Genomic DNA, 25,573 nt, shown 5'->3' with positions numbered 1-25,573 from the left:
GAGGTTCTCCCGATCACATCCGGAACACGCCGAAGCGGCTCGGTTCGATAGGCGCGTTCAACGACGCGGACAAGGCCAGGGCCAGCACATCGCGGGTCTGCGCCGGGTCGATGACGCCGTCGTCCCACAGCCGTGCGCTGGAGTAGTAGGGGTGACCCTGTTCTTCGTACTGGTCGAGAATCGGTTGCTTGATCTCGCTTTCCTGCTCGGCGCTGAACGCCTGGCCGCTGCGTTCGGCCTGCTCGCGCTTGACCTGAACCAGCACGCCGGCCGCCTGTTCGGCGCCCATCACGCCGATGCGCGCGTTTGGCCACATCCACAGAAAGCGCGGATCGTAGGCTCGCCCGCACATGCCGTAGTTACCGGCGCCGAAGCTGCCGCCGATGATCACGGTGAATTTCGGCACCTTGGCGCACGCCACGGCGGTCACCAGTTTCGCGCCATGTTTGGCGATGCCGCCGGCCTCGTATTTCTGGCCGACCATGAACCCGGTGATGTTCTGCAGGAACAGCAACGGAATGCCGCGCTGGCAGGCCAGTTCGATGAAGTGCGCGCCTTTTTGCGCGGCTTCGGCGAACAGGATGCCATTGTTGGCGAGGATCGCGATCGGGTAGCCGTGCAGATGGGCGAAACCGCACACCAGCGTCGTACCGAACAGCGCCTTGAACTCATCGAACACCGAACCGTCGACCAGTCGCGCAATCACTTCACGCACGTCGAACGGCTGTTTGGCATCCGCTGACACCACACCGTACAACTCGTCGCTGGCGTACAGCGGCGCAATCGGCGCGCGCTGCTGCACTTCGCCGAGCTTGCGCCAGTTGAGGTTGGCGACGCTGCGGCGGGCGAGGGCGAGGGCGTGCTCATCGCTTTCGGCGTAGTGGTCGGCGACCCCGGAAATCTTGCAATGCACATCGGCACCGCCGAGGTCTTCGGCGCTGACCACTTCACCGGTCGCAGCTTTCACCAAGGGCGGGCCGGCGAGGAAAATCGTCGCCTGATTGCGCACCATGATCGCTTCGTCAGCCATCGCCGGCACGTAGGCGCCGCCGGCGGTGCAGGAGCCCATGACCACGGCAATCTGTGGAATGCCCATGGCACTCATGTTGGCCTGGTTGAAGAAGATTCGCCCGAAGTGCTCGCGATCCGGGAACACTTCGTCCTGACGCGGCAGGTTGGCGCCGCCCGAGTCCACCAGATAGATGCATGGCAGGCGGTTCTGTTGGGCGATGGTCTGGGCGCGCAAGTGTTTCTTTACGGTCAGCGGGTAGTACGAGCCGCCTTTCACCGTCGCGTCGTTGGCGACGATCATGCATTCGACGCCTTCCACACGGCCGATCCCGGCAATCACGCCAGCGGCCGGCACGTCTTCGCCATACACGGCGTGTGCAGCCAACTGACTGATTTCCAGAAACGGCGAGCCCGGATCGAGCAAGCGGTTGATCCGTTCACGCGGCAGCAGTTTGCCGCGCGAGGTGTGACGTTCCTGAGCTTTCGCGCCGCCGCCCTGGGCCACTTGGGCGAGCAGAGTGTGCAGGGCGTCGACCTGTGTGAGCATCGCCGCGCTGTTGGCGGCGAACTCTGCTGAACGGGGGTTGAGCTGGGTATGCAGGATAGCCATGGACAGCTCCGGTTAGCGGGTTTCGTTGAACAGTTCGCGACCGATCAGCATGCGACGGATCTCACTGGTACCGGCCCCGATTTCGTACAGCTTGGCGTCACGCAGCAGACGGCCGGCCGGGAATTCGTTGATGTAACCGTTGCCGCCGAGAATCTGGATCGCGTCGAGGGCCATTTGCGTGGCGCGTTCGGCGGTGTAAAGGATCACGCCGGCGGCGTCCTTGCGGGTGGTCTCGTTGCGCTCGCAGGCCTGGGCCACGGCGTAGAGGTAGGCGCGGCTGGCGTTGAGCTGGGTGTACATGTCGGCGACTTTGCCCTGGATCAGCTGGAATTCGCCGATGCTCTGGCCGAACTGTTTGCGGTCGTGGATGTACGGCACGATCAGGTCCATGCACGACTGCATGATCCCGGTCGGGCCACCGGAAAGCACGACGCGCTCGTAATCGAGGCCGCTCATCAGCACTTTCACGCCGCCGTTGAGCACGCCGAGGATGTTTTCTTCCGGCACTTCGACGTCGTCGAAGAACAGCTCGCAGGTGTTGGAACCGCGCATGCCGAGCTTGTCGAACTTGTTGCTGCGGCTGAAGCCTTTCCAGTCACGCTCGACGATGAACGCGGTGATGCCGTGGGGGCCTTTTTCGAGGTCGGTCTTGGCGTAGATCACGTAGGTGTTGGCGTCGGGGCCGTTGGTGATCCAGGTCTTGCTGCCGTTGAGGACGTAGCGGTCACCGCGTTTTTCGGCGCGCAGTTTCATCGAGACCACGTCGGAACCGGCGTTCGGCTCGCTCATCGCCAGAGCGCCGACGTGTTCGCCGCTGATCAGCTTCGGCAGGTATTTGGTTTTCTGTTCGTGATTGCCGTTGCGGTTGATCTGGTTGACGCAGAGATTGGAGTGGGCGCCGTAGGACAACGCCACGGAAGCCGAGCCACGGCTGATTTCTTCCATCGCCACCACGTGCGCCAGGTAACCCAGGCCCGCGCCGCCGTACTCTTCCGGTACGGTGATGCCGAGCAGGCCCATGTCACCGAACTTGCGCCACAGATCGGCGGGGAACAGGTTGTCGCTGTCGATCTGCGCGGCGCGCGGAGCGACCTCCTTGGCGACAAAGGACTGAACCTGATCGCGCAGCATGTCGATGGTTTCACCGAGGGCAAAGTTCAGGGATGGGTAGCTCATGGGTCACCTTTTGGCTTTTTTGTAGGGCGGGGAGAAGGGCGTGTCAGTTCTCACCTTTACGTTAACGTAAGCCTGTGACGAATGGCTGTCAATCACCCTTTACGTTAACGTCAACTTGAGCGAGAGTAGGGCCAGTTCTGAATGGTCGGAGCTCATATGGCTCCGGTCCAACACCCACTAATAAAGACAATAGGGGTCGTCATGGATCAACCCAGTGCAAACCCGCAGCGCAGCTACACCCGTGGTTCCCAGGACAAAGCCTTGCTGGCGATGACCATCGGGCAGAAGTTCGACGAGACCGTCGCGCAGTACCCGGACGGCGAGGCGCTGGTGGTGCGCCATCAGCAGCAGCGTTACACCTGGCGGCAACTGGCCGACGCGGTGGACGTGCATGCCAGAGCCCTGCTGGCGTTGGGTTTGCAGGCCGGCGACAGGCTCGGCATCTGGGCGCCGAACTGCGCGCAGTGGTGCATCACACAGTTCGCCACCGCGAAGCTCGGCGTGATTCTGGTCAACATCAACCCGGCTTATCGCAGCTCCGAACTGGAATACGTGCTCAAGCAATCCGGTTGCCAGTGGCTGGTCTGCGCGGGCGCGTTCAAGAGCTCCAACTATCACGGCATGTTGCAAGGCTTGCTGCCGGAGCTGGCCGAGCAATCCATCGGCGAACTGCGCAGTGAGCGTCTGCCCGAGCTGCGCGGCTTGATTAGCCTCGATCCCCAGCCGCCTTCGGGTTTTCTCCCGTGGTCGCAACTGGCAGATCTGGCCGCCAGTGTCTCTCCAGAACAATTGCGTGAACGCAGCGACAGCCTGCACTTCGATCAACCGGTCAACATCCAGTACACCTCCGGCACCACCGGTTTCCCCAAGGGCGCGACCCTCAGTCACTACAACATCCTCAACAACGGTTACATGGTCGGCGAAAGCCTCGGCCTGACCGCCGCCGATCGCCTGGTGATCCCGGTGCCGCTGTATCACTGCTTCGGCATGGTCATGGGCAACCTGGGCTGCATCACCCACGGCAGCACGATGATTTACCCCAACGATGCCTTCGATCCGCTGCTGACCCTGAGTACCGTCGCCGAAGAAAAGGCCACCGCGTTGTACGGCGTACCAACCATGTTCATCGCCATGCTCGATCAGCCACAACGCGCCGAGTTCGACCTGTCGACCCTGCGCACCGGGATCATGGCCGGCGCCACGTGCCCGATCGAGGTGATGCGCCGGGTCATCAGCGAAATGCACATGAGCGAAGTGCAGATCGCCTACGGCATGACCGAAACCAGCCCCGTGTCCCTGCAGACCGGGCCGTCGGACGAACTGGAACTGCGCGTGACCACCGTCGGCCGCACCCAGCCACAACTCGAAAGCAAAATCATCGACGAGGCCGGCAACCCGGTACCGCGCGGCACCATCGGCGAACTGTGCACCCGTGGCTACAGCGTGATGCTCGGCTACTGGAACAACCCGCAGGCCACCGCCGAAGCCATCGACGCGGCGGGCTGGATGCACACCGGCGACCTGGCGAGCATGAACGACGAGGGTTACGTGTGCATCGCCGGCCGCAACAAGGACATGATCATCCGTGGCGGCGAGAACATTTACCCGCGTGAACTGGAAGAGTTCTTCTTCACCCACCCGGCGGTGGCGGACGTGCAGGTGATCGGCATTCCCTGCTCGCGTTACGGCGAGGAAATCGTCGCCTGGATCAAATTCCATCCCGGCCACAGCGCCACCGAACAAGAGCTGCAAGCGTGGTGCAAGGAGCGTATCGCCCACTTCAAGACGCCGCGTCATTTCAAGTTCGTCGAGGAGTTTCCGATGACGGTAACGGGCAAGATCCAGAAATTCCGGATGCGCGAGATCAGTATCGAGGAGTTGCGCGGTAACGAGGGCTGAGGAAAAGATCTGTGGGGGCGTTGCTCCCACAGTTTCAACTTTCTATATCGATCAGAGCCTTCGAAGCCAGGGCCGGACCCTGGCTTCGAAAGCGGCGCTTATTGCTTTACTTCTACATTTTCCAACGCCTGATTCACCGCCAACTCACCCAACATCACCACTTGCGCAATGCCCAGCAGGGTCTTGCGGTTCGGCCCTTCCAGCAGGCCGGCAAAGTCACCGAGCATGACCGTGGCTGACGCGAGGGATTCGCAGGCGTTGGCCAGCAAGGACTCCGTGTCGGTTTGCGGGTTGACCATGAACATGTCGTTGGGGGTGTAAGGCGTGGCCATGATCTGGGCTGCGGGGGTCAGGTAATAGTCGAGGGCGCGTTCGGCGGCGTCGTGGAGCTTTCTAGAATCGGGAAATTCGTAGGGGGACACCGGATCTTCTAACGGTGGAATGACGGTCTTGGACATCAGCTGGAACTCCGGACAGAGTCGCTTGAGGATTTTTATCGACGGCTGCCAAGCAGTGAGGGGACAAGCCCCTCACCGAGGCGGCAACTACCGCGAGACGTGATGGTTATCCAGCACACGATTGACCAGCAGCTCACTCAGCATGATGACCTGCTGCAGAATCTGCATCGCCTTGCGCTGCGACGGATCGACGGTGTCGCCAATATCCCGGGCCATGTCACTGGCCGACGACAGCGTTTCGCACGCTTCGACCAGTAGCGTTTCGTCATCCACCGTCGGATTGACCAGATAGATCTTGCCCGGCTTGCGCGAGGGCTTGGACGTCTTCTGCGCCCCAGGATCGAGGTAATGATTGATCGCCCGCTCGGTTGCCGTTTTTATGTTTTCGGCTTCTAGTGCGGCGTCGTAGGGGATTGAATCGGTTTCTGGTGGGTTTGGTGTGGCTTTGAACATACGTGTAACTCCTATCGCAGACTTCAAGGAGCCATCACCCACGCTACCAAACGATGGGTGGCGGCCATACGCGGGTTGGTAGACCGGCTGCAATAGGAACCCGGCGCTCACGAATGAGCCCCACGCATGACCACCATAAAACAGAGCCCCAAAAGGGACTGCATACGGTGTTGCCATACAGCTATTACAGACGGGCTACCAAACCCGATCACTGTTTTTCAGTGACAGGGAAACGATATAGCCCTCTCCAAGCTGCGTAAGCCGGCGGATTCTGGCGTACGCGTAGGCAACGACGCAAGGTGTTGTAGCCCTTATGGCGTAACGGTTCGTGTACTTTAAACGCACATTCGGCGTCGTGTTTACACACAGCGAAAGCCGTGAACCCTACGTGTTTTTGTTGGGATTTCTTGTATGTGGGGGGCTGGATGTTGAGGCACAAGATCAATTGCCTCACTGAGATCTTGCCGAGTGAGCGCTTGCAGGAGGATCGAGATGGGGGAGGAGATCCGTCGCGGACAATTTCAGAACGCCAGACAGCACAAAGGGGAGCCGAAGCTCCCCTTTAATTTTGTCGTCGCGTGCTCTTTTTTATTATTGAGGGTCGGTCTGTTGTTGTTTTTGGCAACCGTGGCCCTTTACCGCTGTTTTTGGCGACCCCCATCCGGGGTCAAGAGCAAACGTATTTTTTTGAGCGCTGATCTGCTTTCTCGCTAGGCGATCCAACCGATTCGGGAGCTACCTGAAGGTAGTTTTATTGTTCTCTGCCCGGTTGCGGGTCATTCCGAGGAACACCCTGAAAAGCACACCTTCTCCAAAAAAATCTGTTAGCTGCGTCTCTGCCGTGTTGTTTTTGTTATGTCAGAGTCGGTACGTCTTATTTTTATTGGTTTGCTGCTTTTTATTCTTGTTATGCCATAGAGATAGCAGAAGCCGTGCCAACTTTTTAAAACCCTTGCAAATCAAGGGTTTGAGTTTTTTGAAGGATTTTTCCTTCAGTCAAAACCAGACAATTTGTTTCCGTGTTACTCGCTTGTGCCCACGTTTCGCGCTCGGCGGTAACACCATCCCCTCACTGTGCGCTGCGAGCCTTGGCCACGCGCGAACCGCTCGGGCGACCCAGCACCGCACTGATCTGCTGGCCGGCGGCAATCAAGGCGTCGAGGTCGATACCGGTCTCGATACCCAGGCCGTTGAGCAGGTACACCACGTCTTCGGTGGCGACGTTACCGCTGGCGCCCTTGGCGTACGGGCAGCCGCCGAGGCCTGCGATCGAGCTGTCGAACACCGCGATGCCTTCCAGCAGGCTGGCGTAGATGTTGGCCATGGCCTGGCCATAGGTGTCGTGGAAGTGGCCGGCGAGTTTCTCTCGCGGCACTTGCTGCGACACCACTTCGAATAGCCGGCGGGTGGCGCCCGCGGTGCCGGTGCCGATGGTGTCGCCCAGCGACACTTCGTAGCAGCCCATCGCGTACAACTCGCGGGCCACCATCGCCACTTGTTCCGGGGCGACCTCGCCTTCATAAGGGCAACCCAGCACGCAGGAAACGTAACCGCGCACGGTAACGCCGTGCTGTTTCGCCGATTCCATGATGGGCGCGAACCGCGCCAGGCTTTCGCTGATCGAGCAATTGATGTTGCGCTGCGAGAACGCTTCGGATGCCGCAGCAAACACCGCAACTTCCTTGACCCCGGCGGCCAGCGCATCTTCGAAACCGCGCAGGTTTGGCGCCAGCGCGCCATAGGTCACGCCGGGTTTGCGCTGGATCTGCGCGAATACGTCGGCGGAACCGGCCATCTGCGGTACCCACTTGGGCGAGACGAAACTGCCGACCTCTATATAGCCGAGGCCGGCAGCGCTCAAGGCGTCGACCAGTTGCACCTTGTCGGCGACGCTGATGGGCTGGGCTTCGTTCTGCAGGCCGTCACGCGGGCCGACTTCGATCAGGCGTACTTGGGAGGGGAGGGACATGGCGTTGACCTGTTGTAATTATCGGGAGGCTACTGCGCGACTTGCTGACTTTTGAGCGTCTGCTCCAGCGCCTGCACGCAGCGTTCTTCGGCGGTGTCGAGTTCCAGCTTCATCTGTTCGATGTCCAGCAATTGCTGCTCGAGCTGTTCCCGGCGCTCGCTGATTTTCGCCAGCATGCTGTTGAGTTGTTTGGTGTTACCGCTGGAGGGGTCGTAGAGCTCGATCAGCTCGCGGCACTCGGCCAGGGAAAAACCGATGCGTTTGCCCCGCAGGATCAGTTTCAGGCTGACCTTGTCGCGCGGCGAATAGATGCGTTCCTGGCCTCGGCGCTCGGGGCTGAGCAGGCCTTGTTCTTCATAGAAGCGGATCGCCCGGGTGGTGATGTCCAGCTCGCGGGCGAGGTCGGAAATGCTGTAGGTCTGGCTGCTCATGAAAGCGCTCGAAATAAGGTCTTGGCGCTAAGCTAATGGCAGGTTGACGTTTACGTCAAGTGGCGGGCGCCTGCAGCTTGTCGAGCTTCTTCTCGTGCGCTGTCACTTGCTGGCACAGCTCGATCATCTGCTCGCGCATCCAGCGGTTGGCCGGGTCCTGATCGGTGCTTTCGTGCCAATACAAATGGGTTTCCACGGGTGGCACATCGTTGACTGGCAGATTGAACGCGTGCAGGTCATGGCGCCGGGCGAAACGCTCCGGCACGGTCATCACCATGTCAGTCTGCTGCAACACCTGGGACGCCATCAGATAGTGCTGCGAGCGCAGGGCGATCTTGCGCTGGATGCCCATTTTGCCCAGCGCCAGATCGACGTGGCCCAGACCACTGCGACGGCTGGAAATATGAATGTGGGTCAGCGACAGGTAATCGTCGAGGGTGAATTTTTCCTTGGTCGCCAGCGGATGCCCCTTGCGCATCGCGCAGACGTAACGGTCTTCCATCAGCTTGACGTGGCGCACCTGCGGGTCGGTGTTGAGCGGCGCATCCACCGCGAAGTCGAGACGCCCGGCGGCCAGTTCCTTGGTGGTTTCCCGGCGTTTGGACAGGAAGCTTTCGATGATCACCGTCGGCGCCAGGCGACGCAGGCGCTGGAACAGCGGCGGCAGAATCACCGCTTCCGTCAGGTCAGTCATGCTGATGCGGTAAGTCTTGACCGCTTGCGAGGGGTTGAAAATGCGGCTTTCCTGAACCGATACCCGCAACAGCGACAGCGCGTTGCGCACCGGGCCGATGATGTTCTGCGCCATGGGCGTCGGCACCATGCCCTGGGCCGTGCGTACGAAGAGCGGGTCGTTGAAGGTCTCGCGCAACCGCGCCAGGGCGTTGGACACCGCAGGCTGGGTGATGCCGACAATCTGCCCGGCGCGGGTCAGGTTGGCTTCGGTGTAGATCGCGTCGAAGACGATGAAAAGGTTGAGGTCGACCTTGCTCAGATTCATTACGCGGCTCTCTTGTTATAGATGCTTGTTATAGATGGATGGCGCGGGTCAGGGCGGCCAGGAAAATCAATCAATCATATATCGGTGATGAATGTTTATACACGCCGAGAATAGGCTAGGTAAATTATCAACGCTGTTCTAGCATCGATTGCATGACTTAAACAACCTGCCGAAAAAAGGTAATTGCTCATGGATTTCGCTTATTCGCCCAAGGTGCAAGAACTGCGTGAGCGCGTGACCGCGTTCATGGACACTTACGTTTACCCGGCCGAAGCCGTGTTCGAACGGCAGGTTGCCGAGGGCGACCGCTGGCAGCCGACCGCGATCATGGAAGAACTCAAACTCAAGGCCAAGGCTGAAGGGCTGTGGAATTTGTTTCTGCCTGAGTCGGAGCTCGGCGCCGGCCTGACCAACCTCGAATACGCGCCCTTGGCGGAAATCATGGGCCGTTCGCTGCTGGGCCCCGAGCCGTTCAACTGCTCGGCACCGGACACCGGCAACATGGAAGTGCTGGTGCGTTACGCCAACGAAGAGCAGAAACAGCGCTGGCTCGAACCGCTGCTGCGCGGCGAGATTCGCTCGGCGTTTGCGATGACCGAACCGGACGTCGCATCCTCCGACGCCACCAACATGGCTGCTCGTGCCGTGCGTGATGGCGATGAGTGGGTGATCAACGGCAAGAAATGGTGGACCTCCGGCGCCTGCGATCCGCGCTGCAAGATCCTGATCTTCATGGGCCTGAGCAACCCCGACGCCCCGCGCCACGCCCAGCACTCGATGATTCTGGTGCCGGTCGACACCCCCGGCGTGAAGATCGTCCGTCCGCTGCCGGTGTTCGGTTACGACGACGCACCCCACGGTCACGCCGAAGTGCTGTTCGACAACGTGCGAGTGCCGTACGAAAACGTCCTGCTCGGTGAAGGACGCGGCTTCGAAATTGCTCAAGGTCGCCTCGGCCCAGGCCGGATTCACCACTGCATGCGTTCGATCGGCATGGCCGAGCGTGCACTGGAACTGATGTGCAAACGTTCGGTGAGCCGTACTGCATTCGGCAAACCGCTGGCGCGCCTGGGCGGTAACGTCGACAAGATCGCCGACTCGCGGATGGAGATCGACATGGCACGCCTGCTGACCCTGAAGGCGGCGTACATGATGGACACCGTGGGTAACAAGGTTGCCAAGAGCGAGATCGCGCAGATCAAGGTCGTCGCACCGAACGTCGCGTTGCGGGTGATCGACCGGGCGATCCAGATCCATGGCGGGGCAGGGGTGTCGAACGATTTCCCGCTGGCCTACATGTACGCCATGCAACGCACCCTGCGCCTGGCCGACGGCCCGGACGAAGTGCACCGCGCGGCGATCGGCAAGTTCGAGATCGGCAAGTACGTGCCGAAGGAAATGCTGCGTAGCGAGCGCTGATTCCGCACTTCACCCCTGATCGTTCCCACGTTCTACGTGGTAACGCAGCCTTGGACGCTCTGCGTCCACTGTGACGCGGAGCGTCACGGTATGCATTCCCACGCAGAGCGTGGGAACGATCAGGACATCAGATTCAGTAAACCCACACCTCGACCCGCCGATTCTTGATCCTGCCTTCATCCCCGCTGTTGGTCGCCACCGGCATCAGCGCGCCAAATCCGCGCACTTCGCGCAACACCACGCCGCTCTTCACCAGCTCCCGACGTACCGCCATCGCCCGCAGCTTCGACAGCAAATCCGCCCGCGCCGGGTCGTCCTTGGCATCGCCGAATCCCACCAGTGTTACCGCACGGTCAGTCTTGTCGTGGTGCTTTATATAGTCGAACACCCGGGCCAGATCCTGGCGGGCCTTGTTGTCGAGGCTGGCGCTGCCTTCTTCGAAGCGGAAGTTCACCGTCAGACGCTGGGCGTGCCGGCTGAGGGATTGATAACCCTCGGGCATCAGCGCATTCGGCGTAACCGAGATGGCGTGCACGGTTTGGGCGATAAAGCCATTGGCCGCAACAATCGCCTGGCCCTGACGGCTTTGCGCAAAATCCACCAACGCCCGGGCCCACGGGTTCAGGCTGTCGGGTGGCAAATAGAAGAACAGGCGACGGGACAGTGGATAGTCTTCGGTGGCGATCAAACTGGCCAGCGGCAACATCGCCAGGGACTGTCCATCGACAATCGCCACGGCTTTGGCCTGGCGCACATAGGGCAGGCCGATGAAACCAATGCCCTGCGGATCGGCACTGACCGCGTCGGACAATTGCTCGCTGGATTCGAAACGTTTCGCCGAGTTGTTCAGAGTTTTCCCACGACGACTGAGGACAAGTTCCTTGAACGTGTCGTAGGTGCCGGACTGATCATCCCGCGCATACAGATGAATCGTCCCACCCTTGCCGCCGAGTTCTTCCCACGTCTTCGCCTCGCCGCTGAATATCCGCGCCAGTTGCTCGGTGTTCAATTGATTCAGTGGATTGGCGGGGTGAAGGATGATCGCCAGGCCATCGATGGCGATGACTTGCTCGGCGCCGGGGCTTTTCAGGTCGCCGAGGGGTTGCAGGCTGGCGAGTTCGCTGTCCTTGATCGGGCGGGAAGAAGCGGCCAGATCGGCGCTGTTGCTTTTGAGTGCCGTGAAACCGGTGCTGGAGCCATGGGCGGCGATTTCAACCACGATCCGTTTACCTTGGGCCGTCAGGCCGACGACCCGTTGTTCGTTGGCGGTGTCCGGGGTTTCGCTATGGACTTTCAGCAGCCCTTGTTCTTTAAGGAGGCCTTCCACCAGTGCCGGGCCGAGGGCCGCGCCAATGGTGTTGGAACCCTGGATGCGCAGGACCGGGCCGTTCTCGGGAATGGGCAATGCAGCGGCCGAAACCTGCAGCCAGGCACTCAGGAGAAAGACGAACAGAACGCGCAGGGTCATGCCGGCACCGAATGCAGCCAAGGGGATTGCCGGGGAGATTAAGTCAGTGAGGTTTCTGAAAGATGACAAGGCAGAAGATCACAACCGCTGGCTGTGATCTTCTGCTTCAGGCTGGTCAGCTCAATTCAAGCCAGATCGGCGCATGGTCCGAAGGCTTTTCCATCCCGCGCAGTTCATAGTCCACGCCGGCCGCTTTCACCCGTGGCAGCAAGCCATGGGACGCCAGAATCACGTCGATGCGCAGACCACGCTTCGGCTCGTCTTCAAAACCACGGCTGCGGTAGTCGAACCAGCTGAAGGTGTCAGTAACATCTGGGTTCAGATGACGGAAGCTGTCGGTCAGGCCCCAGTTCTTCAGGCGGGCCATCCACTCGCGCTCTTCCGGCAGGAAGCTGCATTTGCCGGTTTTCAGCCAGCGCTTCATGTTGTCCGGGCCGATGCCGATGTCGCAGTCTTCCGGGGAAATGTTCACGTCGCCCATCACCACCAGAGGCTGCTCATTGTTGAACTGGCTTTCCAGCAGTGCTTGCAGATCGCTGTAGAAGCGCTGTTTGGCCGGGAATTTGGTCGGATGGTCGCGGCTTTCGCCCTGTGGGAAATAGCCGTTCATGATCGTCACCGGCACGCCGTTGGCGTCGGCGAAAGTGCCCCAGATAAAGCGCCGCTGCGCGTCTTCTTCATCGGTGGCGAAGCCTTTGTGCACGGCAATCGGCTCTTGGCGCGAGAGCAGGGCAACGCCGTAATGGCCTTTCTGGCCGTGGAAATACACGTGATAACCCAGGGCCCGCACTTCTTCCAGCGGGAACTGGTCGTCGTGGACCTTGGTTTCCTGCAGGCCGATGACGTCCGGCTGATGCTTTTCGATCAGCGCCGCCAGCTGATGCGGGCGGGCCCGCAGTCCGTTGATGTTGAAGGAAACGATCTTCATGGTCGGCAGTCCTGGCAAAAGGGCGATGCTAGCTGACATGTAGGATCTGGGCCAGCGTGGCGGTAGTCCATATGCGCTGCTAATGTCTTTCGGGTGTGGGAACGATCCCTTCAGCCCAAGGCTCGTATAACAAGAACGGGGCCTGTTGAGTCCCGTCCAGGGAGAATCACCGTCATGCCTGAAACCTCGACCGCCATCGCCGACATCCACATGCTCGACCGCGGCTATTCCCGTGAAGCGCGATCCTTGCTGTATCAGGCTTACCGTCATGAGCCGACCTTCGCTTATCTGTTCGAGGCCGAACGTCCGGGCTACGAACAACGGGTGCGTGCCACGGTGCGGGAACTGGTCAAACAGCATTTCCTGCAGGATCTGCCGGCCATCGGCCTGTTGGTCAATGATCGCTTGATCGGCATCGCCCTGATCGCACCGCCGCAACGGCGTCTGGGTGTCACCGAGAGTTGGGCCTGGCGTTTGCGCATGGTGCTGAGCACTGGTTTCCGCTGCACGCGGCGTTATCTGGAATATCACGCCGCCGTTGAAGCCTGCGTGCCGACCGACTCGGTGCACATGCTGCCGCTGCTGGGCGTGCACCCACAATTTCAGGGCAAACACTTCGGCGAACAACTGTTGCAAGCGGTGCACAACTGGTGCGCGGTGGACGAAAGCTCCCAAGGGGTGATCCTCGATACCGGCAACCCGCGCTACCTGGAGTTTTACAAGCGTCAGGGCTATGAGGAAATCGGCGAAGTCGCCGTCGGACCGGTGCGCGAGCACGTGTTTTTCCACGCCAACCCGCAGGTGTTACAAACTGCAACGGGATAACCATCGAACTTTTTGGGAAGTTTCCTGTTCTATCACGCTCCCAAGCCCGTGATAGCATCCGCGCCTATGAAGTTTCCAGGAAGATTTACCAGTGGCGTGCTCATGCTGTTAACCAGCTGCGCGGCGCTGGCGCAAAGTGAATTGGATGTGCGGATCAAACCGTCCAACGATGAACTCAAAGCCAATATAGAAGGCTATATCGGCAGCCTCGGCGATCGTGACGAAGAAGCCTTGCAGCGCTTCAGTCGCGGCGCCGAAGAGCAGGCGCGCAAGGCCGCCCAGGCCTTGGGCTATTACCAGCCGCAGATTGAAAGTGACGTGAAGGGCGGCGAAAAACCGCGCCTGGTGCTGAACATCGATCCCGGCGAGCCGATTCGCCTGCGCAATGTCACCGTGCGGGTCGACGGACCCGCTGCCGCCCTCAAATCCTTTCGCGTACCGAAAAGCGACGTGCTTAAGCCCGGCGCCGTGCTCAACCATGGTCGTTACGAAGACGCCAAGCGCTTGATCCAGAATCAAGCGTCGCGCTATGGCTTCTTCAGTGGCCGCTTCACCAGCCAGAAATTGATGGTCGATCCCCGCGCCGGGGTCGCCGATGTTGAATTGATCTATGAAAGCGGCCCGCGTTATACGCTGGGCAAAGTCAGCTTCGCGGGCGACACGCCGTTCGACGAAGACCTGCTGCAACGCATGGTGCCGTTCAAGGCCGGCGAACCGTATGACTCGGAGCTGATCGCCGAACTCAATCGTGACCTGCAATCGAGCGGTTATTTCGAAGGCGTGCGGGTCGACGCCGCACCGACCGCCGCGAAAAACGACGTGATCCCGGTGGACGTCAAACTCGAAACCCGCAAGCCGCGCACCATGGGCCTCGGTCTTGGTTATTCCACCGACGTCGGCCCTCGAATCAAGGCCAACTGGACTCGCCATTGGGTCAACCCGCAAGGCGACAGTTATGGCTGGGAAGCCGAACTCTCGGCGCCACGGCAGAACGTCGGTCTGTTCTACGACATTCCGCTGGACCCACCGTTGACCGACAAGTTGCGCTGGGCCGGTGGTTATCAGTACGAAAACATCGACGGTTCCGACACCCTCAGCAAACTGCTGACCTTCGGCCCGGAATGGCACAGCAAGTTGCCCAGCGGCTGGCAGCGGGTGATTTCGCTGAAATGGCAGCGTGAGGAATATCAACTGGGCGACGACTCCGGTCTCAGCAACCTGTTGATGCCCGGCGTCAGTTATTCCTACCTCAAGAGCGACAACCGCATCGACCCACACAATGGTTATCGCCTGACGTTTGAATCCAAGGTGGCCAAGGAAGGTCTGGCTTCGGACACCAACCTTTTATATGGCACCGCATTGATCAAAGGCCTGACCACGGTGTTCGACAATCACCGTTTCCTCGGGCGAGTGCAGGTCGGCGGCAGCGCCACCAACGGTTATAAATCCGTACCACCGTCGCTGCGCTTCTTCGCCGGTGGCGATCAGAGCGTGCGCGGTTACGACTATCAGAGCCTGTCCCCGGAAAACGCCGAGGGCGACCGCATCGGCGGGCGCTACATGATTGCCGGCAGCGTCGAATATCAATACTCGATCGCTGAAAAATGGCGGATCGCGACCTTCGTCGACCAGGGCAACTCCTTCAACAAACTCGAACTGCCGAACCTCAAGACCGGGGTCGGTATCGGTGTGCGCTGGGTTTCGCCGGTGGGGCCGATCCGCCTCGACCTGGCTCACGCGCTGGACGACGATGGCGGCATCCGGCTGCACTTTTCCATGGGGCCTGAGCTGTGAAGCGTGGTTTGAAAATTTCGGCGCTGGCGCTGTTGTCGCTGGTGCTGCTGATTGTATTGAGCATTGCCGCTGTACTCGGCACCCAGGCCGGCAGCCGATGGGTGCTGGGGCTGGTTCCGGGATTGAGCGTCGACAACTTCCAGGGTCGCCTCGGTGGGCAGTGGAGCGCCGATCACCTGTTGTGGCAGCAGGACAGCAGTCGCGTCGAGCTGAGCAAACCGATCTTCGAATGGTCGCCGCTGTGCCTGACGCGAATGACGCTGTGCATCGAGCAGCTCAAGGCCGATCAGGTCAGCCTGCAATTCCCGCCCGGCGAAGAAACCACCGACAGCGGCCCGATCAAGTTGCCGGATCTGCAATTGCCCGTGGCCATCGAGTTGGGCGACGTTCAGGTCGGCAGCCTGTTGTTCAATGGCAGCGAACAGCTCAAAGGCCTGCAACTCGCGGCACACTGGACTGCCAAGGGCATGCAGATCGACAGCGTGAAACTGCAACGCGACGACCTGAGCCTGAATCTGTCCGGCCTGCTGCAACCGACCGGCAACTGGCCGCTGAACATCGCCGGCGATCTGACCCTGCCGTCTCCGGGCACCGGCCCATGGATACTGGCACTCAAAGTCGACGGCGATCTGCTCAAGACCCTGAACCTGCACGCCGACAGCCGTGGCTACCTCGACGGCCAGTTGAGCGGCGAGTTGCAACCGCTGGCGGAAAACCTGCCGGCCAAGGTGCGCATCACCTCGGAGGCGTTCAAGCCGAGCGCCGATCTGCCGGACACTCTGCAACTCAATCAACTGGTATTGACCGGTGAAGGCGATCTGAAAAACGGTTACCAATTGCTCGGCAATGCGACGTTGCCTGCCGATAAAGGCCCGGTAGCGCTGTTGATCAAAGGCAAGGTTGACGCCAAGGGTGCGCAAATCGCCGGCCTCGACCTGACGGCCAATGACAAGCAAAGCCTCAAGCTCACTGGCAATGTCGACTGGAGCAAAGGCCTCAGCGCCCAGGCCAATATCAATTGGCAGGATTTCCCGTGGCATCGGCTCTATTCCGAGATCGACGAGCCGCAAGTCGCTCTGCGCACGTTCACTGGCGAAGTCTCCTACACCGACGGCCAATACCTCGGCAATTTCGCCGCCGCGCTGGATGGCCCGGCCGGGGCGTTCAGCCTGAGCAGCCCGTTCAGCGGCAATCTCAAACAGATCTTCCTGCCGCAATTCAAACTCGAAGCGGGGCAGGGCAAGGCCGAAGGGCACGTGAACGTGCAGTTCGCCGACGGCATTGCCTGGGACACTGCGCTGGAGTTGTCCGCGCTCAACCCGGCGTACTGGATGGCGGAGCTGCCGGGCACCCTGGCCGGGCCACTGAAAAGCACGGGCGAAATGAAGAACGAGCGCCTGAGCCTCAACGCTGACCTCGACCTCAAAGGCAAACTGCGTGGGCAACCGGCGGTGCTGCAAGCCAAGGCTGACGGCGCGGGCGAGCAGTGGAATCTGAATGCCCTGCAGATCCGTCTCGGCGACAACAGCATCAACGGCAAGGGCAGCCTGCAACAAAAACTCACCGGGCAGATCGACATCAAACTGACGCGACTGGCCCAGCTCTGGCCGCAACTGCGCGGGCAGATCAACGGTCGGGTCGATGTCGCCGGCACGCTCAAGGCGCCGCAGGGCAAACTCGGCCTGCAAGGTTCGCAACTGGCGTTCCAGGACAATCGCCTGCAAAGCCTGAACCTCGACGCCACCCTCGACAGCGCGCAACGGGCGAAAATCGACTTGAAGGGCAGCGGCATTCAGGCCGGCGACACGTCGCTGGGCACCCTGACCGCCAGCGCTCAGGGCGATATCAAAAGCCAGAAACTCAATCTCGACCTGCTCGGGCCGAAGCTGAAACTCGCGCTGGGCCTGGACGGCAATCTGGACAAAGGCAACTGGCGCGGGCGTCTGGCCAGCGGCGACATTCAGGCCGGCGGTCAGGACTGGAAGCTGCAAAACCCGGCCAAACTCGAACGTCTGGCCGACGGCAAGATCAACTTCGGCACCCATTGCTGGATGTCCGGCAATGCCAGCCTGTGCGGCGAAGACCAGCGGTTGATGCCGGAACCGAAGCTGCGTTATCACCTCAAGCAGTTCCCGATCGAAAGCCTGGCGCAGTGGTTGCCCAAGGATTTCGCCTGGCAGGGCAAGCTCAATGCCGACCTGCAACTGGACCTGCCGGCCAGCGGCCCGAACGGCCAGATCAGCGTCGACGCCAGCGGCGGCACCTTGCGCATGAAGGAAAAGGATCAGTGGCTGGACTTCCCGTACCAGACCCTCAAGCTCACCAGCAAACTCACGCCGAAACGCATCGACACCGACCTCAACTTCGTCGGCGGCAAGCTCGGTGAACTGATGGTGCAGGCGCAGCTCAATCCGCTGCCGAAGAACAAACCGCTGAATGGCTCGTTCCGCCTCAGCGGGCTGGACCTGTCGGTGGCGCGGCCGTTTGTGCCGATGGTCGAGAAACTCACCGGACGCCTGAACGGCAGCGGCACGATTTCCGGCGGATTGCTTGCGCCGCTGGTCAACGGCACTGTGCAACTCAGTGACGGCGAAGTGTCCGGCCCGGAACTGCCGCTGGAATTGCAGGCACTGCAACTGCAAGCGGTGATCGCCGGGGAAACCGTGCAATTGAACGGCGGCTGGAAAAGCGGCAAGGCCGGGCAGGGCAGCCTCAGCGGCAACGTCGCCTGGGGTCAGGCGCTGGTGGTGGATCTGGCGCTCAAGGGCACGCAATTGCCGGTCACCGTCGAGCCCTACGCCAAGCTTGAAGTGGCGCCGGACTTGAAGATTTCCATGGCTGGCGATGAGCTGGCGATTGCCGGCAAGGTGCTGGTGCCCAGAGGCGAAATCACCGTGCGCGAACTGCCGCCATCGACGGTGAAAGTCTCCGATGACACGATCATCGTCGGTGCGCAGACCGAAGAGGGCAAACCGCCGATGGCCATGAAGATGGACATCGACGTGGTGGTCGGTGAGGACAAGCTGAGCTTTGCCGGATTCGGCCTGACCGCCAACCTGCAAGGTCACGTGCACATTGGCGACAACCTGGACACCCGTGGCGAGCTGTGGCTCAACGACGGTAAATACCGCGCCTACGGCCAGCGCCTGACAGTGCGCCGCGCGCGTCTGCTGTTTGCCGGGCCGATCGATCAGCCGTATCTGGACATCGAAGCGATCCGCCAGACCGACGATGTGATCGCCGGTATTCGCCTGAGCGGCAGCGCCGAGCAGCCGACCACGCAGATCTTTTCCGAGCCGGCGATGAGCCAGGAGCAGGCGTTGTCCTATCTGGTGCTGGGGCGCCCGCTGAGTACCACCGGCGAGGACAACAACATGCTCGCGCAAGCGGCGCTCGGTCTGGGCCTGATGGGCAGTTCCGGGGTCACCAGCGGTCTGGCCAAGGACCTGGGGATTCAGGATTTCCAGCTCGACACCCAGGGCAGCGGCAACACCACCAGCGTGGTGGCCAGCGGCAATATTTCCGAGAAGCTCAGCTTGCGTTACGGCGTCGGCGTGTTCGAACCGGCCAACACCATCGCCTTGCGCTACAAACTGAGCAAAAAGGTCTACCTGGAAGCCGCCAGCGGCGTGGCCAGTTCGCTGGATATCTTCTACAAGCGGGACTTCTAGACCGCGTTCCCTATAGCCGGATTGTGTGACCACGATCCGGCTTTTTCTGGATGTATTAGACTGACCGCAGCTTGAAGGCGGCAGTTTGCGGCTGCCCGAAACGCCCCGGGGGCGCCAATGGTTCGTTTGAGTATGGTCTTGCTCGGTAACGACTTTGTCCGCCGGCGCTGGTCAGCACTGGCGCTGACCGGCGTTGTCTGGGGCGCGGCCGGCGTGGCCATTTTCATCGATGCGCTGGACGGCGTTCTGTATTTCCCGCTGCATGTGTTCGGCTATCTGTTGTTGCTCGAAGCCCTGATCATTCTGCTGGTGCCGGCCCCGCAAGCTGGCACCGCGGCGGTTTTGCGCAGGGCGCGGGGTCTGGCTTTTCTGCTGCTGGGGCTGCTGATCGTCGACCGGCAACATGTCGCCGGGGTGATTCTCGCGGTGCTGTTCGGTGTGGCTTTTCTGCTCGACGGCGGTTTTCGTCTGGCGGCTGCGGTGGTGGTGCGCTTTGTCGGTTGGCAGGTGTCACTGCTGGTGGCGCTGTTCGAGATTGGCTTCGCGTTGTTCCTCCTCGAACCGTACCCGACGCTTTACAAGGGGACAGTGCCGTTCTGCATTGGCATGAGCATCTTTCTCTCGGGCTGTGCCTTGTTGCAGCAGGCATTGCGGTTCAAGAACGGGCATACGCCGGTGACGCCGTCCCCGGTGTGCAAACCGGCCTACGGTGACGCGTTGGTCATCCATGTCTGGACACCCAGCGGCACCGTTGACGACACCCTGGTGCGCAACCGGCTGCTCAACCGTTATATCGCCGCAGTCGACATCAACGGCGTCATCTCCGCCGGCCACGCGGCACTGGAATGTGGGCCGGACCTCTACATCAGCCATTACCCGCTGGACGACATCGATCGTTCGGCGGGGGATTTCGTGCGGTTGCTGCGGGCAACACCGAACAACGATGTCCCAGGCAGGTTTCTGCAGGATTATGCGAGCGAGGTTGCCGACTGGTGTCCGTCCTCGGTTCAGGTCAGCTTCGGGCACTACGATGCCGCACGGCTTCAGGCGTTCTGGGCGGATTATCGGCAGGACACCACCTACAACCTCACCAGCCGCAATTGTTCGAGTGCCGTCGCGCATAGCCTGGAAGCGGCGCTTGAAGGCGCGATGAACCGGGGACATTCGAGCATGCTGGATTTTGCCCGGGTCATCATCAGTCCTGAATTCTGGGTCGCGGCACAGGTGCGCAAGCGCGCCGAGGCCATGGCCTGGACGCCGGGGTTGCTGCTCGATTACGTGTGGGCGCTGCATGCTGCCATCGAGCCGACGCCGCCGGGCTGGCACAGTATTTATGCGGTAGTCAAACGCGCCTGTGGTTATGCGGCAACTGCTTTGCGTGGGCGGGAAGTCCATCCCCTTCACCCGCCATCGATGAATCATCCCTCTGACAAATCCTGAGCGTGATCCGCGCGCAATGCGCCCTTGTTCAGCCACGCTCGCCCAGCCATTTATCCGCCAATTACAAAGCAACCTAACTATTACGTTGACATTCGCTGCCTAGGCAGTAATATCTCGACATACATTCACTGCCTAGGCAGTTATTAGGTGAGCACATGAAGCATTTCACCCCCGACGAATTCAAGCATTGCCATCTCGGCCTGTTGCTCGGCCGTGCGGCCTTGCTCAAGGACAAGATCATCGACACCCACATGGAACCCCACGGCATCACTGCCGCGCAGTTCAAAGTGTTGATCATCATGGCCCAGTTCGGCGTCGATACCCCGGCCGAGCTGTGCCGGCACCTGTCGCTGGACAGCGGTTCGATGACCCGCATGCTCGACCGCCTGGAGCAGAAAGGTTTCCTGATTCGCCAACGCAGCGAAGGCGATCGCCGTCAGGTGCAACTGAAACTCACCGAACAAGGCCAGCAACTGGCCGATCGCCTGCCGCACATCGGTGCCGACGCCATGAACGAACTGGCCGGCGCCGTGACCCCGGACGAGTTGAAAACCCTGGAATACATCCTCAAGAAAATTTTGCTGGCGGCCGGTGACCCGATCACCATCCAGCGGTTAGGTGAACACAATGAGCGGTAAAACCTTGCGCAGCAGCCTGACACTGGTGCTGTCGGCGATGATCCTCGCCGGTTGCGCCAACTACAGTGGCCTCGATACCCAAGGCGCCAGCCTCGACGCGAAAACCCTGAAGACCGGGCAATCGCTCAATGGCGTCACTCTGTCCCAGGCCGCTTGGCCGAAGAGCGACTGGTGGACCAGCCTCGGCGATCCGCAGCTCGACGGTCTGATTCGCGAAGCCCTGCACGACAGCCCGGACATGCAGATCGCCGACGCCCGCGCCCATCAGGCCAGCGCCGCCGCGTATGCCGCCGATGCCGAGCGCTACCCGACCCTCGATGCCAGTGCCGGCATTACGCGCTCGCGCCTGGCCAAGGATCAGGACCCGCGAGGGCAGGGCGACGCCTACGCCACTACGCGCAATATCAGCGCCGGCTTCAATTACAACTTCGACCTCTGGGGCGGTCAGCGTGACGCCTGGGAAGCCGCACTCGGCCAGGCCCGCGCCGCCGAAGTCGACCGTCAGGCCGCGCAACTGACCCTCGCCGCCGACGTGGCCCGGGCCTACAGCGATCTGGGTCAGGCGCACATCGTTTATGACCTGGCGACCGAAGACCTCAAGCGCACCAAACAGATGCTCGATCTGAGCCAGCGTCGTTTGAGCTCCGGGATCGACAGCCAGTACCAGTTCCAGCAGACCCAAAGCCTGGAAGCCAGCTCCGAAGCCAGCCTGATCGACGCCGAAAAGCGCCTGAACAGCGCCAAAATCGCTCTGGCCGTATTGCTCGGCAAAGGCCCGGATCGCGGCAACGAAATCGCCCGACCGAAAGTCCTGCAAGCCAGTGCCGTAGCGCTGCCGTCTGTTCTGCCGGCGGAACTGCTGGGCCGTCGCCCGGATCTGGTCGCCGCACGCTGGCGTGTCGAGGCCGCGAGCAAGGACATCGACTCGGCCAAGACCCGCTTCTATCCCAACCTGAACCTTACGGCGTCCGCCGGTGCCGAATCGTTATTGGGTGACGCGATGTTCGGGTCCGCCAGCCGCTTCTTCAACATCGCCCCGACCCTTTCGCTGCCGATCTTCGACGGTGGACGCTTGCGCGCCAACCTCGATGCACGCGACGCCGACTACGACCTGGCCGTGGCGCAGTACAACAAAAGCCTGGTGAAAGCCTTGGGCGATGTCAGCGACACGATCAACCAGTTGCGTGACATCGGCCGGCAGATCGGCGCCCAGCAGCACGCGACCGACATTGCTCAGGATTCTTACAACACCGTGGTCCAGCGTTACGGTTCCGGCATCGGCAACTACCTGGACGTGCTCAGCATCGAGCAGCAATTGCTGCAGGCCCAGCGTCAGCTGGCCAACCTGAATGCCGAGCAGATCGACCTGTCGATTCAACTGATGCAAGCGCTGGGTGGCGGCTTTCAGGGGCAAACCCTGACCACTGCCAACGCCAGCCCAGCCACCACGCACAACTAATTCAAGGTATTTGTCATGGCCACTGCCGAAAACACTCAAGCTCAAGACAACACCCCCGACACCGGCAATCCGCGCAAACGCAAAGTGATGCTGGTGGTGCTGGCCGTTGTGGTTGCCCTCGCCGGTGCCGGCGTCTGGGCGTATCACGAATTCGTCGGGCGCTGGAACGAAAGCACCGATGACGCCTACGTCAACGGCAACGTCGTGGAAATCACCCCGCTGGTCACCGGCACCGTGGTCAGCATCGGCGCCGACGATGGCGATCTGGTTCACGAAGGTCAGGTGCTGATCAACTTCGACCCGAACGACGCCGAAGTCGGTCTGCAAAGTGCCCAGGCCAAACTGGCGCGTACCGTGCGTCAGGTTCGCGGTCTGTACAGCAACGTTGACGGCATGAAAGCCCAGGTCAACGCGCAACAGGCTAACGTGCAGAAAGCCCAGGACAACTTCAATCGCCGGAAAAACCTCGCCGCCGGCGGCGCGATTTCCCAGGAAGAACTGTCCCACGCTCGCGATGACCTGACCTCGGCACAAAACGCCCTGGCCAACGCCCAGCAACAACTGAAAACCACCAGCGCGCTGGTGGATGACACCGTGGTGTCGTCGCACCCGGACGTGATGTCGGCCGCTGCGGATCTGCGTCAGGCCTACCTGACCAACGCTCGCAGCACCTTGATTGCACCGGTCACCGGTTACGTTGCCAAGCGCACCGTGCAACTCGGCCAGCGTGTGCAGCCGGGCACCGCGCTGATGGCGGTGATTCCGCTGGATCAGCTGTGGATCGACGCCAACTTCAAGGAAACCCAGTTGCGCGACATGCGCATCGGCCAACCGGTGGACATCGAATCCGACATCTACGGCAGCGACGTGAAATTCAGCGGCACCGTCGACAGCCTCGGCGCCGGCACCGGCAGTGCGTTCGCCCTGTTGCCGGCGCAGAACGCCACCGGTAACTGGATCAAGATCGTGCAGCGTGTACCGGTGCGGATTCACGTCAATGCCGAAGAACTGGCCAAGCACCCGCTGCGCGTCGGTCTGTCGACCAATGTCGAGGTCAACCTGCATGACCAGAGCGGCCCGGTACTGGCCCAGCAGCCGCCGCAACAGGCCTCATTCAGCACCAGCGTCTACGACCGCCAACTGGGTGAAGCCGACGCGATGATCGCGCAACTGATCCACGACAACAGCGCTGCGGTCAGCAAGACCGCGCAACGCTGATTCGCCAATCCTTTCGCCGCGCTCCCTGACGGGCGCGGCGCCTGCCCTCGCTCCAAAAAATTCAGCTCCAAAGGATTCGCGATGAGCAATAACGCCTCTTTTTCGCCGCCCAGCCTGTTGCTCAGCACCATCGGCCTGTCGCTGGCGACCTTCATGCAAGTGCTCGACACCACCATCGCCAACGTGGCGCTGCCGACCATCTCCGGCAACCTTGGCGTGAGTTCGGAGCAGGGCACCTGGGTCATTACCTCGTTCGCCGTGAGCAACGCCATCGCGCTGCCGCTCACCGGCTGGCTGAGCCGGCGTTTCGGCGAGGTGAAGCTGTTTCTCTGGGCGACCATGCTGTTTGTGCTGGCCTCGTTCCTCTGCGGTATTTCCACCTCGATGCCTGAACTGATCGGCTTCCGTGTCCTGCAAGGGCTGGTGGCCGGGCCGTTGTACCCGATGACCCAGACGCTGCTGATCGCGGTGTATCCGCCCGCCAGGCGCGGCATGGCCCTGGCGTTACTGGCGATGGTCACAGTAGTGGCGCCGATTGCCGGCCCGATTCTCGGCGGCTGGATCACTGACAGTTACAGCTGGCCGTGGATCTTCTTCATCAACGTGCCGATTGGCGTGTTCGCGGTGATGGTGGTGCGTTCGCAATTGGCGAAACGCCCCGTGGTCACCAGCCGTCAACCGATGGACTACGTCGGGCTGATCACGCTGATCATCGGCGTCGGTGCCCTGCAGGTGATCCTCGACAAGGGTAACGACCTGGACTGGTTCGAATCGAACTTCATCATCATCGGCGCGGCCATTTCGGTGATTGCGCTGGCGGTGTTCGTGATCTGGGAGATGACCGACCAGCATCCGGTGGTCAATCTGCGCCTGTTCGCCCACCGCAACTTCCGCATCGGCACGCTGGTGCTGGTGCTGGGTTACGCCGGGTTCTTCGGCATCAACCTGATCCTGCCGCAGTGGTTGCAGACCCAGATGGGCTACACCGCGACCTGGGCCGGGCTGGCGGTGGCGCCGATCGGGATTCTGCCGGTGGTGCTGTCACCGTTTGTCGGCAAGTACGCGCACAAGTTCGACCTGCGACTGCTGGCCGGGCTGGCGTTCCTGGCGATCGGACTGAGCTGCTTCATGCGCGCAGAGTTCACCAACGAGGTGGACTTCCAGCACATCGCACTGGTGCAACTGTTCATGGGGATTGGCGTGGCGCTGTTCTTCATGCCGACCCTGAGCATCCTGATGTCGGACCTGCCGCCAAGCCAGATTGCCGATGGTGCCGGTCTGGCGACGTTCCTGCGGACACTGGGCGGTAGCTTTGCAGCGTCGCTGACCACCTGGATCTGGATTCGCCGGGCGGATCAGCATCATGCGTACATGAGTGAGAGCATCAGCACCTATGAGCCGGCGACCCGAGAAGCACTGAACAATCTGGGCGGGGCGGGTAATCCGGCGTATGCGCAGCTCGATCATGTGCTGACGAGTCAGGCGTACATGCTCTCCACCGTGGATTACTTCACGCTGCTGGGGTGGGGGTTTATGGGGTTGATTCTGATCGTGTGGCTGGCGAAGCCGCCGTTTGCTGCCAAGGCAGGCCCGGCGGCCAGCGGTCACTGAGTCGGCGAGATCGTTCCCACGCTCTGCGTGGGAATGCAGCCCGGGACGCTCCGCGTCCCATGCCGAAGCGGACGCGGAGCGTCCATTGAGGCATT

General features: G+C 61.1%; 19 protein-coding genes. 10 read left to right on the top strand and 9 right to left on the bottom strand.

What is annotated here, in order from left to right:
- Positions 1-13 precede the first annotated feature (13 nt).
- Complete coding sequence (locus AC1RME_RS10115) at positions 14-1,621, bottom strand: carboxyl transferase domain-containing protein (protein ID WP_096822301.1); 1,608 nt, start codon at positions 1,619-1,621, stop codon at positions 14-16.
- A 12-nt stretch (positions 1,622-1,633) separates the two neighbouring features.
- On the bottom strand, positions 1,634-2,797 hold the full coding sequence (locus AC1RME_RS10110) for an isovaleryl-CoA dehydrogenase (RefSeq protein ID WP_096822300.1): 1,164 nt from the start codon (positions 2,795-2,797) through the stop codon (positions 1,634-1,636).
- Between the two features lie 201 nt (positions 2,798-2,998).
- Here AC1RME_RS10110 and AC1RME_RS10105 point away from each other — a divergent pair, with 201 nt between their 5' ends.
- Positions 2,999-4,696 carry an AMP-binding protein gene (locus AC1RME_RS10105; RefSeq protein ID WP_096822299.1) on the top strand — a complete coding sequence of 566 codons (1,698 nt, stop codon included), beginning with the start codon at positions 2,999-3,001 and terminating at the stop codon, positions 4,694-4,696.
- A 98-nt stretch (positions 4,697-4,794) separates the two neighbouring features.
- On the opposite strand, the gene AC1RME_RS10100 is transcribed toward AC1RME_RS10105, so the two are convergent.
- The 5 genes from AC1RME_RS10100 to AC1RME_RS10080 all read right to left on the bottom strand — a co-directional run bounded on the left by AC1RME_RS10100 (position 4,795) and on the right by AC1RME_RS10080 (position 9,007).
- Positions 4,795-5,154, bottom strand: a complete 360-nt coding sequence (locus AC1RME_RS10100) for a DUF6124 family protein (protein ID WP_096822298.1) — start codon at positions 5,152-5,154, stop codon at positions 4,795-4,797.
- 87 nt (positions 5,155-5,241) lie between these two features.
- Positions 5,242-5,607, bottom strand: coding sequence for a DUF6124 family protein (locus tag AC1RME_RS10095; protein WP_096822297.1), 366 nt, complete (start codon positions 5,605-5,607; stop codon positions 5,242-5,244).
- Positions 5,608-6,676: 1,069 nt separating this feature from the next.
- Entirely contained in the window at positions 6,677-7,576 is a 900-nt protein-coding gene (locus tag AC1RME_RS10090; protein WP_096822295.1) for a hydroxymethylglutaryl-CoA lyase, read from the bottom strand.
- Positions 7,577-7,605: 29 nt separating this feature from the next.
- Positions 7,606-8,007 (bottom strand): MerR family transcriptional regulator, encoded by a 402-nt coding sequence (locus AC1RME_RS10085; protein WP_007951507.1) that lies wholly within the window; start codon positions 8,005-8,007, stop codon positions 7,606-7,608.
- Positions 8,008-8,062: 55 nt separating this feature from the next.
- Positions 8,063-9,007, bottom strand: coding sequence for a LysR family transcriptional regulator (locus AC1RME_RS10080; RefSeq protein ID WP_011334997.1), 945 nt, complete (start codon positions 9,005-9,007; stop codon positions 8,063-8,065).
- Positions 9,008-9,196: 189 nt separating this feature from the next.
- On the opposite strand from AC1RME_RS10080, the gene AC1RME_RS10075 reads away from it, so the two are divergent.
- Positions 9,197-10,426: an acyl-CoA dehydrogenase gene (locus AC1RME_RS10075; RefSeq protein ID WP_102621748.1), complete on the top strand. Its 1,230-nt coding sequence runs from the start codon at positions 9,197-9,199 to the stop codon at positions 10,424-10,426.
- 133 nt (positions 10,427-10,559) lie between these two features.
- On the opposite strand, the gene AC1RME_RS10070 is transcribed toward AC1RME_RS10075, so the two are convergent.
- Both AC1RME_RS10070 and xthA read right to left on the bottom strand, forming a co-directional pair.
- The gene (locus AC1RME_RS10070) at positions 10,560-11,894 is read right to left on the bottom strand and encodes a substrate-binding domain-containing protein (RefSeq protein WP_493091141.1); all 1,335 of its coding nucleotides are present in this window, start codon (positions 11,892-11,894) and stop codon (positions 10,560-10,562) included.
- A 115-nt stretch (positions 11,895-12,009) separates the two neighbouring features.
- Positions 12,010-12,822 (bottom strand): exodeoxyribonuclease III, encoded by an 813-nt coding sequence (gene xthA / locus AC1RME_RS10065; protein ID WP_096822294.1) that lies wholly within the window; start codon positions 12,820-12,822, stop codon positions 12,010-12,012.
- A gap of 174 nt (positions 12,823-12,996) precedes the next feature.
- Between xthA and AC1RME_RS10060 the strand changes: the two genes are divergently transcribed.
- The 8 genes from AC1RME_RS10060 (at position 12,997) to AC1RME_RS10025 (ending at position 25,478) form a co-directional block, all read left to right on the top strand.
- Positions 12,997-13,647 (top strand): GNAT family N-acetyltransferase, encoded by a 651-nt coding sequence (locus AC1RME_RS10060; protein ID WP_085732178.1) that lies wholly within the window; start codon positions 12,997-12,999, stop codon positions 13,645-13,647.
- 66 nt (positions 13,648-13,713) lie between these two features.
- A complete protein-coding gene (locus AC1RME_RS10055; RefSeq protein WP_493091069.1) occupies positions 13,714-15,441 on the top strand; it encodes an autotransporter assembly complex protein TamA in 1,728 nt (575 codons plus the stop codon).
- Positions 15,438-19,112: a translocation/assembly module TamB domain-containing protein gene (locus AC1RME_RS10050; protein ID WP_493091065.1), complete on the top strand. Its 3,675-nt coding sequence runs from the start codon at positions 15,438-15,440 to the stop codon at positions 19,110-19,112. Before AC1RME_RS10055 ends, AC1RME_RS10050 begins: the two co-directional genes overlap by 4 nt.
- 117 nt (positions 19,113-19,229) lie before the next feature.
- Positions 19,230-20,552, top strand: coding sequence for a hypothetical protein (locus AC1RME_RS10045; protein ID WP_096822291.1), 1,323 nt, complete (start codon positions 19,230-19,232; stop codon positions 20,550-20,552).
- A 155-nt stretch (positions 20,553-20,707) separates the two neighbouring features.
- Positions 20,708-21,190, top strand: coding sequence for a MarR family winged helix-turn-helix transcriptional regulator (locus AC1RME_RS10040; protein WP_096822290.1), 483 nt, complete (start codon positions 20,708-20,710; stop codon positions 21,188-21,190).
- Positions 21,180-22,649 carry an efflux transporter outer membrane subunit gene (locus AC1RME_RS10035; RefSeq protein ID WP_096822289.1) on the top strand — a complete coding sequence of 490 codons (1,470 nt, stop codon included), beginning with the start codon at positions 21,180-21,182 and terminating at the stop codon, positions 22,647-22,649. Before AC1RME_RS10040 ends, AC1RME_RS10035 begins: the two co-directional genes overlap by 11 nt.
- A gap of 15 nt (positions 22,650-22,664) precedes the next feature.
- The gene (locus AC1RME_RS10030; RefSeq protein WP_096822288.1) at positions 22,665-23,867 is read left to right on the top strand and encodes an HlyD family secretion protein; all 1,203 of its coding nucleotides are present in this window, start codon (positions 22,665-22,667) and stop codon (positions 23,865-23,867) included.
- An 81-nt stretch (positions 23,868-23,948) separates the two neighbouring features.
- The gene (locus AC1RME_RS10025; protein ID WP_096822287.1) at positions 23,949-25,478 is read left to right on the top strand and encodes a DHA2 family efflux MFS transporter permease subunit; all 1,530 of its coding nucleotides are present in this window, start codon (positions 23,949-23,951) and stop codon (positions 25,476-25,478) included.
- Positions 25,479-25,573 lie beyond the last annotated feature (95 nt).

It is taken from the genome of Pseudomonas sp. GW822-FHT03F08 (assembly GCF_058801265.1).
The sequence above is the reverse complement of the archived record's forward strand: the minus strand, read 5'-3'. Positions and strand labels throughout refer to the sequence as shown.

Coding starts and splice junctions, on each gene's coding strand:
- AC1RME_RS10095 (WP_096822297.1), bottom strand. CDS start 5,607: ATGTTCAAAGCCACACCAAACCCACCAGAAACCGATTCAATCCCCTAC.
- AC1RME_RS10040 (WP_096822290.1), top strand. CDS start 20,708: ATGAAGCATTTCACCCCCGACGAATTCAAGCATTGCCATCTCGGCCTG.
- AC1RME_RS10085 (WP_007951507.1), bottom strand. CDS start 8,007: ATGAGCAGCCAGACCTACAGCATTTCCGACCTCGCCCGCGAGCTGGAC.
- AC1RME_RS10030 (WP_096822288.1), top strand. CDS start 22,665: ATGGCCACTGCCGAAAACACTCAAGCTCAAGACAACACCCCCGACACC.
- AC1RME_RS10055 (WP_493091069.1), top strand. CDS start 13,714: ATGAAGTTTCCAGGAAGATTTACCAGTGGCGTGCTCATGCTGTTAACC.
- AC1RME_RS10080 (WP_011334997.1), bottom strand. CDS start 9,007: ATGAATCTGAGCAAGGTCGACCTCAACCTTTTCATCGTCTTCGACGCG.
- AC1RME_RS10110 (WP_096822300.1), bottom strand. CDS start 2,797: ATGAGCTACCCATCCCTGAACTTTGCCCTCGGTGAAACCATCGACATG.
- AC1RME_RS10090 (WP_096822295.1), bottom strand. CDS start 7,576: ATGTCCCTCCCCTCCCAAGTACGCCTGATCGAAGTCGGCCCGCGTGAC.
- AC1RME_RS10105 (WP_096822299.1), top strand. CDS start 2,999: ATGGATCAACCCAGTGCAAACCCGCAGCGCAGCTACACCCGTGGTTCC.
- AC1RME_RS10115 (WP_096822301.1), bottom strand. CDS start 1,621: ATGGCTATCCTGCATACCCAGCTCAACCCCCGTTCAGCAGAGTTCGCC.
- AC1RME_RS10035 (WP_096822289.1), top strand. CDS start 21,180: ATGAGCGGTAAAACCTTGCGCAGCAGCCTGACACTGGTGCTGTCGGCG.
- xthA (WP_096822294.1), bottom strand. CDS start 12,822: ATGAAGATCGTTTCCTTCAACATCAACGGACTGCGGGCCCGCCCGCAT.
- AC1RME_RS10075 (WP_102621748.1), top strand. CDS start 9,197: ATGGATTTCGCTTATTCGCCCAAGGTGCAAGAACTGCGTGAGCGCGTG.
- AC1RME_RS10070 (WP_493091141.1), bottom strand. CDS start 11,894: ATGACCCTGCGCGTTCTGTTCGTCTTTCTCCTGAGTGCCTGGCTGCAG.
- AC1RME_RS10025 (WP_096822287.1), top strand. CDS start 23,949: ATGAGCAATAACGCCTCTTTTTCGCCGCCCAGCCTGTTGCTCAGCACC.
- AC1RME_RS10100 (WP_096822298.1), bottom strand. CDS start 5,154: ATGTCCAAGACCGTCATTCCACCGTTAGAAGATCCGGTGTCCCCCTAC.
- AC1RME_RS10060 (WP_085732178.1), top strand. CDS start 12,997: ATGCCTGAAACCTCGACCGCCATCGCCGACATCCACATGCTCGACCGC.
- AC1RME_RS10045 (WP_096822291.1), top strand. CDS start 19,230: ATGGTTCGTTTGAGTATGGTCTTGCTCGGTAACGACTTTGTCCGCCGG.